Below are 15107 nucleotides of genomic sequence, written 5' to 3' on the forward strand. Positions count from 1 at the left end.
TCCTCCTTGGGGCCCCTCCCCCCTCCCTCCCCCTCCCCTCCCCCCTCGTTGTTCGTTTGTGGCCCCGCTCATGGGCAGCCCCCCAGCCCGCGCAGCCCGCGGCTCACGTCGGCGCAGGCCGCCGCGCAGGCGCCGGCCGATGGCCGCCTCGGCTCAGACGCCCGCTTCCGCGGCCATGCGGCCGGTGCGGATGGCCGTGACGAGGTCGGCGTGGTCCGCGGTGGTGCGGTCGGCGTAGGCGACGGCGAAGGCGGCTATGGCCTCGTCGAGCTCCTCGTTCTTGCCGCAGTAGCCGGCTATCAGGCGCGGGTCGGCGCTGTGGGCGTGGGCGCGGGCGAGCAGGGCGCCGGTCATGCGGCCGTAGTCGTCGAACTGGTCGGCGGTGAGGGCGGCGGGGTCGACGCTGCCCTTGCGGTTGCGGAACTGGCGCACCTGGAAGGGGCGCCCGTCGACGGTGGTCCAGCCGAGCAGGATGTCGCTGACGACCTGCATCCGCTTCTGTCCGAGCACCACGCGCCGTCCTTCGTGTCCGGTGTCGGGGATGGTGAAGCCGACGGCGGGGAGGTGCGGGAGCAGGGCGGAGGGGCGGGCTTCCTTGACCTGGAGGACGAGGGGCTCGCCGCGGTGGTCGAGCAGCAGCACCACGTAGGAGCGGGTGCCGACGCTGCCGGTGCCGACGACGCGGAAGGCGACGTCGTGTATCGCGTAGCGGGCGAGGAGCGGGAGCCGGTCCTCGGAGACGGTGGCCAGGTAGGGGCCGAGGGAGGCGGCGACGGCCGCGGCTTCGCGGTCGCCGACGCGGCGGAGCACCGGTGGGGCGTCGACGAAGCGCCGGCCGCCGCCTTCGATGTCGGGCACGGCTTCGGTGGAGCGGGCGGCGAAGCGGGCGCTGGTGTTGTTGCGGGCCTTCGCCGAGACGCGTTCGAGGGTGCCTATGAGGTCGCGGGCGTCGGTGTGGGAGACGAGTTCCTCGTCGGCGATGGCGTTCCAGGCGTCGAGGGCGGAGAGCCGGGCGAGGAGGCGCATGGTGCGGCGGTAGGCGCCTGCGGTGTCGAAGGCGGCGGCGCGGCAGGTGTCCTCGTCGGCGCCGGCTTCGCGGCCGGCGAGGACGAGGGAGGTGGCGAGCCGCTTGAGGTCCCATTCCCAGGGGCCGACGACGGTTTCGTCGAAGTCGTTGAGGTCGATGACGAGGCGGCCGCGGGCGTCTCCGTAGAGGCCGAAGTTTGCGGCGTGGGCGTCGCCGCAGAGCTGGGCGGCGATGCCGGTGACGGGGGAGCCGGTGAGGTCGTGGGCCATGAGGCCGGCGGAGCCGCGGAGGAAGGCGAAGGGGCTGGCGGACATGCGGCCGACGCGGATGGGGGCGAGTTCGGGAACGCGGCCCTGGTTGGACTCCTCGACGGCGCGGACGGCGTCGGGGCGGCCGGGCACGGGGGTGAGGGTGGCGTGGGCGGAGCGGGGGACGTCGTCGCGGAGGGCCTTGCCGCGCTGGCGGGCGGTGGCGGCGGCTCCGGCCGTGGTGTGCGGGGCGAAGCCGGGCACGCGGGGGAGGCGGGTGGGCGGCTGGGTGTCCGCGGTGTGTTCGCGCGGTACCGGTACCGCTGTCATCGTGTCGTCCATTGGGACGTCCTCCCCCGTCGTGCGTGTGTCGCAGGTGTCGCGTGTGTCTCGCGTGCTGTGCGGAGCCCTCGCCGTGTCGTGTCGTCGACATCGGCTCGGGCGACTGGGCAAGACCGTACAGCCGGGGCCGTGAGGCCGTCTCCCCCTGTGGACAACCGCCTGTGGACAACTCCGGCGGTGCCGGATCAGACGCCGACGGCCTCTTCCATCTCCTCTTCGATCCCCTCCTCCATCTCCTCTTCCGCTTCTGCCTTCATCTGCGCCGGGACAGCCACGGCGGCCGGTGCGGCGACGGTGCGGCGGCGGTTCTCGGTGCGGCCGGCGAGGGCGACGAGGGCGGCGCCGGCGAGGAACCAGAGGGCGAGGACGAGGACGTTGCGGCCGAGGGCGTGGCCGTCGAAGTAGACGTGGGCGCGGACGCCTTCGACGAATCCGGCGCCGTTCCAGAAGGCGTGCAGGGAGCCGAAGAAGCCGGGCTGGAGTTCGGGCCGGTAGATGCCGCCGGAGCTGGTGAAGTTGAGCATCACGAAGAGGACCATCACGCCGAGGGTGGTCCAGCGCTTGAGGAAGGTGTGCAGTTCGACGCCGGTCAGCAGGATGCCCGCGCTGTACAGCCAGGACAGGGCCCAGACGCCGCCGAGGCCGTGGTCGACGAGGTGGAAGAGGGGTCCGGCGAAGACGGCGCCGACGAGGCTGACGACGAGGGACATGCCGGCGGCGAGCAGGGCCCGGATGCGCATGGGGAGGACGGCTCCGGCGCCGCCGATGACGGCGACGGAGGCGTAGGAGCCGATGCTGAGGGCGACGAGGAGGAAGAAGACGCCCTGGCCGGTGGGGTCGCCGGAGGCGACGGGGGCGACGTCGGTGACCTTGAGGGGCTGGTCGTGGGTGGCGGCGACCTTGGTGAACACCTTCTCGACGGCCATGGCGCTGGTGTCGGAGGCGGCGGAGGCGACGAGGAGTTCGGGGGCGTGGCCGGGGGTGCCGGGGAGGTAGGCGCCGAAGCTGGACCGGTCGCGGAGGGCTGCGGTGGCGGCGGCGCGGTCGGGGACGGTGCGGACGTCGAGGGCGCCGGCGCCCTTGTCGTGGAGGGTCTGGGCGAGGACCTGGGTCTGGGGGCCGGTGCCGACGATGTCGACGCGGAGGTCGTGGGGTTCGGGGGCGTGGAAGGCGCCGAGGTAGGCGAGTCCCATGCCGATGCACATCAGCAGGGGGGTGAGGAGATGCCCGAGGACGTGGCGCAGTGCTCCCTTGGTGGTCTGTCCTGTGGACACCTGAATCCTCCATGGGTGACGGTTGGCTTTTACAACCAAAGAACCGTTGTACTATACAACCGAAGGGGAAGGCCCGACCAGCGGGCCACCCGCGGCACAGGGAGCGCACCATGAGCGACGGCGCGCGGGAGACGTCCCTCGACACCATCCAGCGGGAGCTGACGGCCTTCGCCCGCCGGGCCCGGGCGGCGGCGGCGCGGCTCCATCCGGAGCTGCCGCTGGTCTCGTACACGCTGCTGGCCCACATCGACGACCAGCAGGGCTGCCGGGCGACGGACCTCGCGGCGCACTATCTGCTGGACAAGTCGACGGTGAGCCGGCAGATCGCGGCCCTGGAGAAGCTCGGTCTGGTCGAGCGGCGGCCGGACCCGGACGACCACCGGGTCCAGGTGCTGCACCCGACCGACGCGGGCACCCGGCTCCTGGCCTCGACGCAGGCCAGTCGGCTCGCCGCCTATGAGGAGCGCCTCAAGGACTGGTCGGCCGAGGACCTGGCCGCCTTCGCGGGCTATCTGCTCCGCTACAACGCGGCGGGCGACGCGGGCCGCCCGGCCGCCCCCGCCCCCGAGGCGCGCCCCTGACGCCCGCTACAGGCCGGCGTCGCGGGCCAGCAGCGCCGCCTGCACCCGGTTCTCGCAGTCCAGCTTGGCGAGGATGCGGCTCACATACGTCTTCACGGTGGCCTCGCTCATGTGCAGCCGGCGGCCCGCGTCGGCGTTGGACAGCCCCTCTCCGAGCAGGGCGAGCACCTCGCGCTCGCGCTCGCTGAGGGCGGCGATCCGGTTCCGTGCCTCCTCGGCGCGGGCCGTCTCCCGGCCGGAGGCCAGCCGCTCGACGACATGCCGGGTGGCGGCCGGCGAGAGATAGGCGTCGCCCGCGGCGGCCGCCCGTACCGCCCGGATGAGTTCGGCCGGCGCGGTGTCCTTGAGCAGGAAGCCCGCACCGCCGTGCTCCAGGGCGCGCAGCACGTTCTCCCGCTCGCCGAAGGTGGTCAGGACGACGACTTTCGTCGCGGGTGCGGCGCGGCGCAGCTCCGGCAGGGCGGACAGGCCGTCGAGGACGGGCATCTGGATGTCGAGCAGGACGACGTCCGCGGCGTGGGAGCGGGCGAGGTCGACGGCCTCACGGCCGTTGGTCGCCTCGGCGATCACCTCGATCTCCGGGTCCGAGGTGAGGATCATCCGGATCCCGGCCCTGATCAGCGGTTCGTCGTCGGCGATGACGACCCTGATCCGCCGGCCGGCTCCGAAGCCCGTGCCCACGCCCGCACTGAACCCCGTCCCTGCCCCTGTTCCTGCCCCGCCCACTCCGACTCCCCAACGGCCCCCGCGCGCCCGTGCCTAGCGCACGACCTCGTACGACTTCTTCTCGATCAGCTTGCCGTCCTTGAAGCAGAACCGGAACACCGGCTCCTTCTCCAGATCGTCGGTGACCTCCGAGCTCATCAGCACGAGGCAGCTCGAACCGTCGGGCTCCTGAGGTCCCTTGTCGTGCAGACCGCTGGTGGCGATCGTGTCACCCGAAGGGAGCTTGTCCCGTACCGCCTTCTCGCTGTCGCCGACCTTCACCGCGTCGTACTGCCCGGGGTCGATCATCCCCTCCGACATGGAGCCCATCAGGAAGTAGATGCCGAAGCCCGCGGCCACGAGCAGCAGCACCAGGGCCGCGACGGCTATCCCGCAGCCGATCGCTATCCCGCTGCCCGTGCTCCTGCCCCTGCCCGCCTGCATCGCCATCGCCAGCTCCCGTTCGGCCACCGTCCAGCCGGACGGTCCGACTGCGACGGGACCACGGTGGCCGGTCGAGGCCCGCTTCGACTGCTGTCGGAAGTCGTCGGCCGCATCGACGAAAGGCGCGGCGTGCGGAGCGCCGTACGGGGCGCCGTACGCAGCGGCGTACGGGACGGGGTGGTGGACGACCGGCCCGTCGGCCGCGGGCGGCGCGAAGGGGTCGGCGAACGGCGTGGTCTCCACCGCCCCGTACGGCAGGACCCCGGCGACCCGGAAGCCGCCGCCGTCCGCCGGGCCGGCGTGGACGATGCCGCCGACGAGCCGGGCCCGCTCGTGCAGCCCGGTGAGGCCCTGGCCTCCGCTGACCACGTCCGAAGGTGCCCCGTCCGTCCGCTCGTTGAGGACCTCGACGACGAACGCGTCCGGCTCGTACCGCACTTCCACGCTGATCCTGGAACCCGGGGCGTGCTTGTAGGCGTTCGTCAGGCCCTCCTGGACGATCCGGTACGCGGCGTGGTCGACGGCCGGCGCGAGCGTCCGGGCCTCGCCGTGCCGGGTCAGGCCGATCGCCGTCCCGGCGGCGCGGGCGGCCGTGACGAGCCCCTCGATGCCGGCGGTCCCCCGGGCCGCCCGCCCCGTCTCGTCGCCGGGCCGCACCACCTGGGCACCCGGATCGCCGGCGGCGGGCGCCTCCACCCCGTCGCGGAGGATGCCGACGACCTCGCGCAGCTCGTGCATGGCGTCCATGGAGGCACCGCGCAGCACCCCGACGACCTCCCGCTGCCGGTCGGTCAGGTGCGGGTCGACCTCAAGGGCTCCGGTGTGCACGGAGATCAGCGCCAGCTGGTGGCCGAGGCTGTCGTGCATGTCCTGCGCGATCCGCTGCCGCTCCCGCATCCTGGCCTGCCCCACGAGCATCGCCCGCTCCCGCAGCAGCTGCACGTTCCGCTCCTGCAGCGCGTGCAGCAGGGTCCGCCGCTGCGTCCAGTACCGATGGGCGAGGCCCGGCGCCAGCGTCGTACCGAGGAAGTACAGCGTGGAGATGAACGCGAGCATCAGCATCCGGTGCAGATCCCACGCGTCGAGCAGCGTCCCCACGACGTTCAGCGCGTACGCGGCGGTGAACGCGGCGAGCGCCCGCCCGGCGCCCGCGATGTAGCGGCCGGCGGACCAGCCGACGAGTATCAGCAGGGCCAGGAACCCCGGCACGAGCGGCGTGCACAGCGAGGTGCCGACCAGGACGGCCGCGGGCAGCCGGCGACGCAGCAGCGACAGCACGGCCGAGGCCGCGGCGACCCCGGCCAGGCGCCATGTGCCGCCGCCCGTGAGGTCCTCGGTGCCCGCGGCCAGCAGTGCCATGACGACGGCGAGCACCAGCTCGCCCGCGGTCCTGCGCCGCGACCACTGCCCCGGCACCGCGAACCATCGCCACCCGGCGCCGAGCCACGTCCCGAGCCACCCCGCGACGGTCCGGATCTTCATAGGAACGTCCACGCCCGCACGATAGGCGCGCCCCCGCCCCGCCCACCGTCCTCTTTCGTCGCTCCTCCGACCGACGAACGTCGCAACCCCAAGCCGCGCCCCCGCGCCCCCGCGCCCCGAGCCGCGCCCCGAGCCGCGCTGCCCTCCGTGGGCTACCTCACACCCACCCTCACTGTGTCCGACAAACGCAAATCGGTCGGCATCGTGATCACGATGCCGACCGATTCGACTGGTGCGCGAGGGGGGAGTTGAACCCCCACGCCCTTGCGGGCACTGGAACCTGAATCCAGCGCGTCTGCCTATTCCGCCACCCGCGCATTGGGTGGTCTCCCGGCTCCCTCACCTTTTCGGTTCGTTCGCCTGGCGACATCTGAAGATTAGCACGTCGCAGGCCGTGGATTCACATCCGTTCTCCCGGCCCCGGTTTCGACCTCTCCTCTGCGGACGAGGAGAGAGACGGGAACAGAGGAGAGACGAGAACAGAGACGGGAACAGAGCCGGGAACAGAGAGGACGGAAGGACGGATGTGATGCACGGGGCCCTCCTGCTCCGCGGCCGGGTGCGGGACACTGTCCACAGGCCGCCTCTACGATCCGTGGGGGAAGACGCGCGGAAGGTCTGTGAGAGGTGACACTCGTCCACAGGGCAGAGAAGGGGAACCAGCCGATTTCCCGACGCGTGGATACGATCAGTAAGCAGTACGAGGACGACAACGAAGGAGGAGGTGCCCCATGGGAGTCCTGAAGCGGTTCGAGCAGCGACTCGAAGGTCTCGTCAACGGCACCTTCGCCAAGGTCTTCAAGTCCGAGGTCCAGCCCGTCGAGATCGCCGGCGCGCTCCAGCGCGAGTGCGACAACAACGCGACGATCTGGAACCGCGAGCGGACCGTCGTCCCCAACGACTTCATCGTGGAGCTGAGCGCGCCGGACTACGAGCGCCTCAGCCCCTACTCGGGCCAGCTCGGCGACGAGCTCGCCGGCCTGGTCAGGGACTACGCCAAGCAGCAGCGGTACACCTTCATGGGGCCGATCAAGGTCCACCTGGAGAAGGCCGAGGACCTCGACACCGGTCTGTACCGGGTGCGCAGCCGCACCCTCGCGTCGAGTTCGTCACAGTCCGCGGCACCGTCGCAGCCGCCCGCCCCCGGCGGATACGGGTACCCCCCGGCCGGCCCGCAGGGCGGCCAGCAGCCGCCCCGCGGTGGCTACGGATACCCTCCCGCCGGCGCCCCGCCGATGCCCGCGGCCCCGCCGCCGGGCGCCCCGGCGATGCCCGGGCACCGTCCGACGGCGCCCGCCGCGGGCCGTCCCGCCGGCCCCGCGCCGGTACCGGGCGGAGGCGGCGGTCAGACGCGCCGCTGGATCGAGATCAACGGCACGCGTCACCAGATCTCCCGCCCGACCCTGGTTCTCGGCCGCAGCACCGAAGCGGACGTGAGGATCGACGATCCCGGCGTCTCGCGCCGGCACTGCGAGATCCGGACCGGAACGCCCTCGACGATCACGGATCTCGGGTCCACCAACGGCATCGTGGTGGACGGGCAGCACACCACCCGCGCTACGCTCCGCGACGGCTCGCGGATCGTCGTGGGCAGCACCACCATCGTTTACCGGCAAGCCGAAGGGTGAAGCGGGGGCAATGTCAGAGCTGACCCTGACGGTCATGCGGTTGGGTTTCCTGGCCGTTCTGTGGCTGTTCGTCATCGTGGCCGTGCAGGTCATCCGCAGTGACCTGTTCGGCACGCGGGTCACCCAGCGCGGCTCGCGCCGCCAGGACGCGCGGCCGCAGCAGCAGGCCGGGCGGCAGGCCGCCGCGCCGCCGCAGCAGCGGGGCGGCCAGCAGGCCGCGCCCGCCGGCCGGCAGCGCCGCGGCGCGCCGACCAAGCTCGTCGTCTCCGAGGGCACCCTCACCGGCACGACGGTCGCCCTGCAGGGGCAGACCATCACGCTGGGCCGGGCCCACGACTCGACGATCGTGCTGGACGACGACTACGCCTCCAGCCGGCACGCGCGGATCTACCCGGACCGGGACGGTCAGTGGATCGTCGAGGACCTCGGGTCCACCAACGGCACGTATCTCGACCGGACCCGCCTCACCACCGCCACGCCGATTCCGCTGGGCGCGCCGATCCGCATCGGCAAGACCGTCATCGAGCTTCGGAAGTAGTGCTACATCATGAATGAGCGCGCGCGGAGCGAGCACGGGCTCCCGACCGGAGGGTGGGCAGTGTGGCTCGAGACCGGCGGCACCCCGACACGGCGCCGACAGGGCAGGTGGGCATGAGCTTGTCACTGCGTTTCGCCGCGGGCTCGCACAAGGGCATGATCCGCGAGGGCAACGAGGACTCGGGCTACGCCGGTCCGCGGCTGCTCGCGATCGCCGACGGCATGGGCGGCCAGGCCGCCGGTGAGGTCGCCTCGTCCGAGGTGATCTCCACCCTGGTGACGCTCGACGACGACGTCCCCGGCTCGGACATCCTCACGTCGCTGGGCACGGCGGTGCAGCGCGCCAACGACCAGCTCCGGATGATGGTCGAGGAGGACCCGCAGCTGGAGGGCATGGGCACCACGCTCACCGCCCTGCTGTGGACGGGCCAGCGCCTCGGCCTGGTGCACGTCGGCGACTCCCGCGCGTATCTGCTGCGCGACGGCGTCCTGACGCAGATCACGCAGGACCACACCTGGGTGCAGCGGCTGGTCGACGAGGGCCGGATCACCGAGGAGGAGGCGACCACCCATCCGCAGCGTTCGCTGCTGATGCGGGCGCTCGGCAGCGGCGACCATGTCGAGCCCGACCTGTCGATCCGTGAGGTCCGGGCCGGCGACCGCTATCTGGTGTGCTCCGACGGACTGTCCGGCGTGGTGTCGCACCAGACGCTCGAGGAGACCCTCGCCAGCTACCAGGGCCCGCAGGAGACCGTGCAGGAGCTGATCCAGCTCGCGCTGCGCGGCGGCGGCCCCGACAACATCACGGTGATCATCGCCGACGTCCTGGACGTCGACGGCGGCGACACCCTCGCCGGCCATCTCAGCGACACCCCGGTGATCGTCGGCGCGGTCGCCGAGAACCAGGCGCAGCTGCACGACGGCGGTGCCATGCACACGCCGGCCGGCCGCGCCGCCGGTCTCGGCCGGCCCGCGCCGCACCAGCAGCCGCCGGCCGGTGGTTTCGGCCCGCCCGGCAGTGGCGACGACCACGGTTACGGCGGGATGCCGCCGCAGGGCTCCTTCGGCTCGTACGCCGAGGACGACTTCGTGAAGCCGCGCACCGGCCGCAAGTGGCTGAAGCGGTCCTTCTTCCTGATCCTGGCGCTGGCCGTGGTCGGCGGCGGTCTGTACGGCGGATGGCGCTGGACGCAGACCCAGTACTACGTGGGCTCGAACGAGGAGCACGTGGCGCTGTACCGGGGCATCAGCCAGGACCTGGCCTGGGTGAAGCTGTCGGAGGTCGAGAAGGACCACCCCGAGATCGAACTCAAGTACCTGCCGGCGTACCAGCGCAAGCAGGTCGAGGACACGATCGCGGGCGGCAGCCTCGGCAAGGCGCAGACGAAGATCTCCGAGCTGGCGCTGCAGGCCTCGGCCTGCAAGAAGACCGAGGAGCGCCAGAAGGCCGCCGCGGACGCCGCGGACAAGGCGAGCGCCAAGCCGCCGACGGCCGAGGGCACCGCCGCGCCGAACACCAAGCCGACCGCGCCCGCGCCGTCCCCCGGACCGACCCTGTCCGCTGAGGAGCAGAAGCTGGCCTCGAACTGCGGCAAGCAGTAAGCAGACCCGTAGGGGGCCTTTCACCACCATGAGCGTTGTCACCAACACGACCACCATCGGCGCGATCGAGGCGCCGAGCCGCCGCAACACCGAGCTGGTGCTGCTCGCGATCGCCGTCGCCATCCCGGTGTTCGCGTACCTGAACGTCGGTCTGGCGATCGACGGGAAGGTGCCGGCGGGCATGCTCGGGTACGGGGCGGGGCTCACCCTCCTCGCGGGCGTCGCGCACCTCGTGGTGCGCAAGTGGGCGCCGTACGCGGACCCGCTGCTGCTGCCGCTGGCGACGCTGCTCAACGGCATGGGTCTGGTGCTGATCTGGCGCCTGGACCAGTCGCCGCGGCTGATCGCCCGGTCGATGGCGCAGTTCAACAGCTTCAGCCCGGACGCGCCGAAGCAGATGATGTACTCGGCGATCGGCATCGCGATGTTCGTGGGCGTGCTGCTGATCCTGAAGGACCACCGGGTCCTGCAGCGCTACACGTACATCTCGATGGCCGCCGCGCTCGTCCTGCTGCTGCTGCCGCTCGTGCCCGGTCTGGGTTCCGACGTGTTCGGCGCCAAGATCTGGATCAACGTCGGTGGTTTCTCCATCCAGCCCGGTGAGTTCGCCAAGCTGGTCCTGGCCGTGTTCTTCTCCGGCTATCTGATGGTGAAGCGGGACGCGCTGGCGCTGGCCAGCCGCCGTTTCATGGGGCTGTACCTGCCGCGTGGCCGTGACCTGGGCCCGATCCTGACGATCTGGGCGATCAGCCTGCTCATCCTGGTCTTCGAGAACGACCTCGGAACCTCGCTGCTGTTCTTCGGCATGTTCGTGATCATGCTGTACGTGGCGACGGAGCGGACCAGCTGGGTCGTCATGGGTCTGCTGATGTCCACCGCGGGCGCCGTGGTGGTCGGCTCGACCGCCTCGCACGTGAAGTCCCGTGTGGCCGCCTGGATCGACCCCTTCGAGTGCCTGAAGACGGCACCCGAGGGCTCCAACATGGCCGCGGCCTGTGACCAGATGACGCAGGTGCTGATGTCGTTCGGCTCCGGCGGCATCCTCGGCACCGGCATGGGCCAGGGCAACTCGGACCTGATCGGCTTCGCCGCCAACTCCGACTTCATCTTCGCCACCGTCGGCGAGGAGCTCGGTCTGGCCGGCGTCATGGTCTTCCTGCTGTTCTACGGTCTGATCGTCGAGCGCGGTGTGCGCACCGCGCTGGCGGCCCGCGACCCGTTCGGCAAGCTCCTCGCGATGGGCCTGTCCGGCGCCTTCGCGCTGCAGGTCTTCGTCGTCGCCGGCGGTGTGATGGGCCTCATCCCGCTGACCGGTATGACGATGCCGTTCCTCGCCTACGGTGGTTCGTCCGTGATCGCCAACTGGGCGCTGATCGGCGTGCTGATCCGGATCAGCGACACCGCGCGCCGCCCCGCGCCCTCCCCCGCCCCGAACCCCGACGCCGAGATGACGCAGGTGGTCCGTCCGTGAACAAGCCGCTGCGCCGGGTCGCGATCTTCTGCGGTCTGCTGATCCTCGCCCTGCTGGTGCGCGACAACTGGCTCCAGTACGTGCGCGCCGACGAGCTCAACGCCCACCCGAAGAACCGGCGGGTGACGATCGAGCGCTACGCCAGCGAGCGCGGCAACATCATCGTCGACGGCAAGCCGATCACCGGCTCCGTCGATTCGGGCGACGAGTTCTACGCGTACAAGCGGACCTATGTCGACGGCCCCATGTGGGCGCCGGTGACGGGGTACGCCTCGCAGGCCTTCGACGCCAGCCAGATCGAGAAGATCGAGGACGGCATCCTCACCGGCAACGACGACCGGCTGTTCTTCGACCGCACGCTGTCGATGTTCACGGGCGAGAAGAAGAAGGGCGGCGACGTCGTCACCACCCTGAACGGGGCCGCGCAGAAGGCCGCGTTCAAGGGCCTCGGCTCCAAGACGGGCGCGGTCGTGGCGATCGAGCCGTCGACCGGCAAGATCCTGGCGCTCGCGTCCACCCCGTCGTACGACCCCGCGTCCTTCGCCGGCTACCACAACAAGGACTCCGAGGCGTGGAACGCCCTGGAGAAGGACAAGAACAAGCCGAAGCTGAACCGCGCGCTGCGCGAGATCTACCCGCCCGGCTCCGTGTTCAAGGTGGTCACCGCCGCCGCGGCGCTCGAGAGCGGCAAGGTCACCGACATCAACGCGCCCACCGACACCCCCGAGGGCTGGAAGATCCCCCTCTCCACCAAGGAGATGGTGAACCACGCCAGCGGCTGCGCGAACGCGAGCCTGAACAAGGCGCTCGAGGTCTCCTGCAACTCGGTGTTCGCGAAGCTCGGTGACGACGTCGGCCAGGACAAGATGGTCGAGACGGCCGAGAAGTTCGGTTTCAACGCCGAGCAGTTCGTTCCGGTTCGCGCCGTCTCCTCGGTCTTCGACAAGAACGCCGACCGCGGTGGAAACGCCCTGTCGTCGATCGGCCAGTTCAACACCGCGACCACCCCGCTGCAGATGGCGATGGTCACGGCCGCGATCGCCAACGACGGCAAGCTGATGAAGCCGTACATGATCGACGAGCTGCGCGCGCCGAACCTGGACGTCCTGGAGAAGACCGAGCCGTCGGAGCTCAGCCGCCCGGTCTCCCCGGAGACCGCCCAGAAGCTCCAGCAGATGATGGAGAACGTCGTCTCCAACGGCACCGGCGGCAACGCCGACGTGAACATGGACGGCGTGAAGGTCGGCGGCAAGACCGGTACGGCGCAGCACGGCGAGAAGAACGCCAAGCGGCCGTACGCCTGGTTCATCTCCTACGCGAAGACGGCGGACGGCTCGCCGGTCGCGGTCGCCGTGGTCGTCGAGGACTCGGCGGGCACGAACCGCGAGGACATCACGGGCGGCGGCCTGGCGGCCCCGATCGCCAAGGCCGTCATGAAGGCCGTGCTGAAGGGCAGGAGCTGAACGGCGGCCGGGGCTGAAGGGCAGAAGCTGATCTTCCGGACGTACGGCGCCGGGCCGGTCGCCGGGCTCGGTGACCGGCGCCACGCCCGGGCCCCGGCCGTGTACCGGTCGGGTATCAGGTGGCGGTCGGCGGACGAAGCGGTTCCCCGCGGCCGGTAGCGTATGCGCGAACAGCACACACCGCCGGACCACACACGGGTGCGGTCGGGACAGACGGAGAGGGCTGGAGAAGCTATGGAAGAGCCGCGTCGCCTCGGCGGCCGGTACGAGCTGGGCTCGGTGCTCGGCCGTGGTGGCATGGCCGAGGTGTACCTCGCGCACGACACCCGGCTCGGCCGCACCGTGGCCGTGAAGACGCTGCGGGCCGATCTCGCCCGTGATCCGTCCTTCCAGGCCCGGTTCCGCCGCGAAGCCCAGTCTGCCGCCTCGCTGAACCATCCGGCGATCGTCGCGGTCTACGACACCGGCGAGGACTACGTCGACGGCGTGTCCATCCCGTACATCGTGATGGAGTACGTCGACGGGTCGACCCTGCGTGAGCTGCTGCACTCCGGGCGCAAGCTGCTGCCCGAGCGCACGCTGGAGATGACCGTCGGCATCCTGCAGGCGCTGGAGTACTCGCACCGCGCCGGCATCGTGCACCGTGACATCAAGCCGGCGAACGTCATGCTGACCCGCACCGGCCAGGTCAAGGTCATGGACTTCGGCATCGCGCGCGCCATGGGCGACGCGGGCATGACCATGACGCAGACCGCCGCGGTGATCGGCACGGCGCAGTACCTCTCCCCGGAGCAGGCCAAGGGCGAGCAGGTCGACGCCCGCTCCGACCTGTACTCCACCGGATGTCTGCTCTACGAGCTGCTGACCGTGCGGCCGCCGTTCATCGGCGACTCGCCGGTCGCCGTCGCGTACCAGCACGTGCGCGAGGAGCCGCAGCCGCCGAGCGTCTACGACCCCGAGATCACGCCCGAGATGGACGCCATCGTCCTGAAGGCGCTGGTCAAGGACCCCGACTACCGCTACCAGTCCGCCGACGAGATGCGCGCGGACATCGAGGCGTGCCTCGACGGCCAGCCGGTCGCCGCGACCGCCGCGATGGGCGCCGCCGCGTACGGCGGGGGCTACGGCGGCGGATACGCCCCGGACGACCAGCCGACGACGGCACTGCGCCAGGCCGACCCGGGCGGGCAGACCACGATGCTGCCGCCGATGAACCCGGACGACGGCGGCTACGGCTACGACGACCGCCAGGGCGGGCGCCGCCAGAACCGCCAGAAGAAGTCGAACACCTCGACCATCCTGCTGGTCCTCGCCGGCGTCCTGGTCCTGGTCGGCGCGATCCTCATCGGCAACTCGCTGATGAAGGGCAACGACAAGCCGCAGCAGGTGCCGGTCCCGTCCTTCGTCGGGAAGTCCCTGAAGGAGGCCGAGGGCCTCGCGACGAACTCGCAGGTGAAGGTCGCCCAGGCCGGGACCGAGCGCTGCGACCAGCCGAAGGGCCTGATCTGCTCGCAGGACCCGGCGGCCGACGGCGTGGCGAAGATCGACACCGGCGCGACCATCAACGTGATCGTCTCCGAGGGCGCGCCGCAGGTCGAGGTCCCGGACGTCGTCGAGCAGTCCCAGGCACGCGCCGAGGAGACCCTGCGCGCCAAGGGCTTCAAGGTCGTCGTCGAGCAGAAGGAGTCCGACGAGGATCCGGGCAAGGTCCTGAGCCAGGACCCGACCGGCAACTCGAAGGCGGAGAAGAACTCCACGGTCACCATCACCGTCTCCAAGAAGCAGCAGTCGCAGCTGCCCAACGTCACCAACCGCAGCTACGACCAGGCCGTGCAGCAGCTCTCCGGGCTCGGCTTCACCAATGTCGCCCGCCAGGACGTGGACTCCGACCAGCCCGCGGGCACGGTCGTCGGCCAGACCCCGAACGGCGACACCAACCAGCCGAAGGACGTCCAGATCACGCTGAAGGTCTCCAAGGGCCCGCAGCAGCCGGCTCAGGTCCAGATCCCGACCGACGTCGGCGGCAAGAAGTTCAGCGAGGTGAAGGCGCAGCTGGAGGCCCTCGGCCTGAGCGTGGTCCAGCAGGGCTCGGACAAGGGCAACGCGACCGTCATGGGCACCAACCCGCCGGCCGGTTCGATGGTGAACGCGGGTGACACCGTCACCGTGTTCACGGTGGGCGGCAACAACGACGACGGGAACGGCGGCTTCTTCGGCTAGCCGGTCGTCGGTAGCCGCTACCGCAGGACATACGAAAGTGGACCCGCCCTTCTGGGCGGGTCCACTTTCGTTGTGCCGAGCGC

The 15107-nt window shown here is 71.1% G+C and carries 11 protein-coding genes and 1 tRNA gene; 7 read left to right on the top strand and 5 right to left on the bottom strand.

Annotated elements, in window-relative coordinates:
• Window positions 1-153 precede the first annotated feature (153 nt).
• Both JAO84_RS17700 and JAO84_RS17705 read right to left on the bottom strand, forming a co-directional pair.
• Window positions 154-1605, bottom strand: a complete 1452-nt coding sequence (locus JAO84_RS17700; RefSeq protein ID WP_370413759.1) for a DUF2252 domain-containing protein — start codon at window positions 1603-1605, stop codon at window positions 154-156.
• 197 nt (window positions 1606-1802) lie between these two features.
• Window positions 1803-2822: a hypothetical protein gene (locus JAO84_RS17705; protein WP_370416795.1), complete on the bottom strand. Its 1020-nt coding sequence runs from the start codon at window positions 2820-2822 to the stop codon at window positions 1803-1805.
• A 179-nt stretch (window positions 2823-3001) separates the two neighbouring features.
• Between JAO84_RS17705 and JAO84_RS17710 the strand changes: the two genes are divergently transcribed.
• Complete coding sequence (locus tag JAO84_RS17710) at window positions 3002-3472, top strand: MarR family winged helix-turn-helix transcriptional regulator (RefSeq protein WP_370413760.1); 471 nt, start codon at window positions 3002-3004, stop codon at window positions 3470-3472.
• A 6-nt stretch (window positions 3473-3478) separates the two neighbouring features.
• Here JAO84_RS17710 and JAO84_RS17715 read toward each other — a convergent pair whose 3' ends face one another.
• From JAO84_RS17715 to JAO84_RS17725, 3 genes are all read right to left on the bottom strand, one after another.
• The gene (locus JAO84_RS17715; RefSeq protein ID WP_370413761.1) at window positions 3479-4153 is read right to left on the bottom strand and encodes a response regulator; all 675 of its coding nucleotides are present in this window, start codon (window positions 4151-4153) and stop codon (window positions 3479-3481) included.
• Between the two features lie 78 nt (window positions 4154-4231).
• The gene (locus JAO84_RS17720) at window positions 4232-6103 is read right to left on the bottom strand and encodes a sensor histidine kinase (RefSeq protein ID WP_370416797.1); all 1872 of its coding nucleotides are present in this window, start codon (window positions 6101-6103) and stop codon (window positions 4232-4234) included.
• A gap of 230 nt (window positions 6104-6333) precedes the next feature.
• A tRNA-Leu gene (locus JAO84_RS17725) sits at window positions 6334-6420 on the bottom strand.
• Window positions 6421-6834: 414 nt separating this feature from the next.
• Between JAO84_RS17725 and JAO84_RS17730 the strand changes: the two genes are divergently transcribed.
• The 6 genes from JAO84_RS17730 to pknB all read left to right on the top strand — a co-directional run bounded on the left by JAO84_RS17730 (window position 6835) and on the right by pknB (window position 15024).
• A complete protein-coding gene (locus JAO84_RS17730; RefSeq protein WP_265861471.1) occupies window positions 6835-7731 on the top strand; it encodes a DUF3662 and FHA domain-containing protein in 897 nt (298 codons plus the stop codon).
• Window positions 7732-7741: 10 nt separating this feature from the next.
• The gene (locus JAO84_RS17735; RefSeq protein ID WP_265861470.1) at window positions 7742-8269 is read left to right on the top strand and encodes an FHA domain-containing protein; all 528 of its coding nucleotides are present in this window, start codon (window positions 7742-7744) and stop codon (window positions 8267-8269) included.
• Between the two features lie 113 nt (window positions 8270-8382).
• The gene (locus JAO84_RS17740; protein WP_370413762.1) at window positions 8383-9870 is read left to right on the top strand and encodes a Stp1/IreP family PP2C-type Ser/Thr phosphatase; all 1488 of its coding nucleotides are present in this window, start codon (window positions 8383-8385) and stop codon (window positions 9868-9870) included.
• A gap of 28 nt (window positions 9871-9898) precedes the next feature.
• A complete protein-coding gene (locus JAO84_RS17745) occupies window positions 9899-11341 on the top strand; it encodes an FtsW/RodA/SpoVE family cell cycle protein (protein ID WP_370413763.1) in 1443 nt (480 codons plus the stop codon).
• The gene (locus JAO84_RS17750; RefSeq protein ID WP_370413764.1) at window positions 11338-12804 is read left to right on the top strand and encodes a peptidoglycan D,D-transpeptidase FtsI family protein; all 1467 of its coding nucleotides are present in this window, start codon (window positions 11338-11340) and stop codon (window positions 12802-12804) included. Before JAO84_RS17745 ends, JAO84_RS17750 begins: the two co-directional genes overlap by 4 nt.
• Window positions 12805-13038: 234 nt before the next feature.
• Complete coding sequence (gene pknB / locus JAO84_RS17755) at window positions 13039-15024, top strand: Stk1 family PASTA domain-containing Ser/Thr kinase (protein ID WP_370413765.1); 1986 nt, start codon at window positions 13039-13041, stop codon at window positions 15022-15024.
• Window positions 15025-15107 lie beyond the last annotated feature (83 nt).

The sequence above is a fragment of the Streptomyces fradiae genome, assembly GCF_041270065.1.
Classification (GTDB): domain Bacteria; phylum Actinomycetota; class Actinomycetes; order Streptomycetales; family Streptomycetaceae; genus Streptomyces.

Excerpts from the sequence above, each read along its gene's own strand:
- JAO84_RS17740 (WP_370413762.1), top strand. The coding sequence starts at position 8,383 with ATGAGCTTGTCACTGCGTTTCGCCGCGGGCTCGCACAAGGGCATGATC.
- JAO84_RS17710 (WP_370413760.1), top strand. The coding sequence starts at position 3,002 with ATGAGCGACGGCGCGCGGGAGACGTCCCTCGACACCATCCAGCGGGAG.
- JAO84_RS17705 (WP_370416795.1), bottom strand. The coding sequence starts at position 2,822 with ATGTGCATCGGCATGGGACTCGCCTACCTCGGCGCCTTCCACGCCCCC.
- JAO84_RS17700 (WP_370413759.1), bottom strand. The coding sequence starts at position 1,605 with ATGACAGCGGTACCGGTACCGCGCGAACACACCGCGGACACCCAGCCG.
- JAO84_RS17720 (WP_370416797.1), bottom strand. The coding sequence starts at position 6,103 with ATGAAGATCCGGACCGTCGCGGGGTGGCTCGGGACGTGGCTCGGCGCC.
- JAO84_RS17730 (WP_265861471.1), top strand. The coding sequence starts at position 6,835 with ATGGGAGTCCTGAAGCGGTTCGAGCAGCGACTCGAAGGTCTCGTCAAC.
- pknB (WP_370413765.1), top strand. The coding sequence starts at position 13,039 with ATGGAAGAGCCGCGTCGCCTCGGCGGCCGGTACGAGCTGGGCTCGGTG.
- JAO84_RS17735 (WP_265861470.1), top strand. The coding sequence starts at position 7,742 with ATGTCAGAGCTGACCCTGACGGTCATGCGGTTGGGTTTCCTGGCCGTT.
- JAO84_RS17745 (WP_370413763.1), top strand. The coding sequence starts at position 9,899 with ATGAGCGTTGTCACCAACACGACCACCATCGGCGCGATCGAGGCGCCG.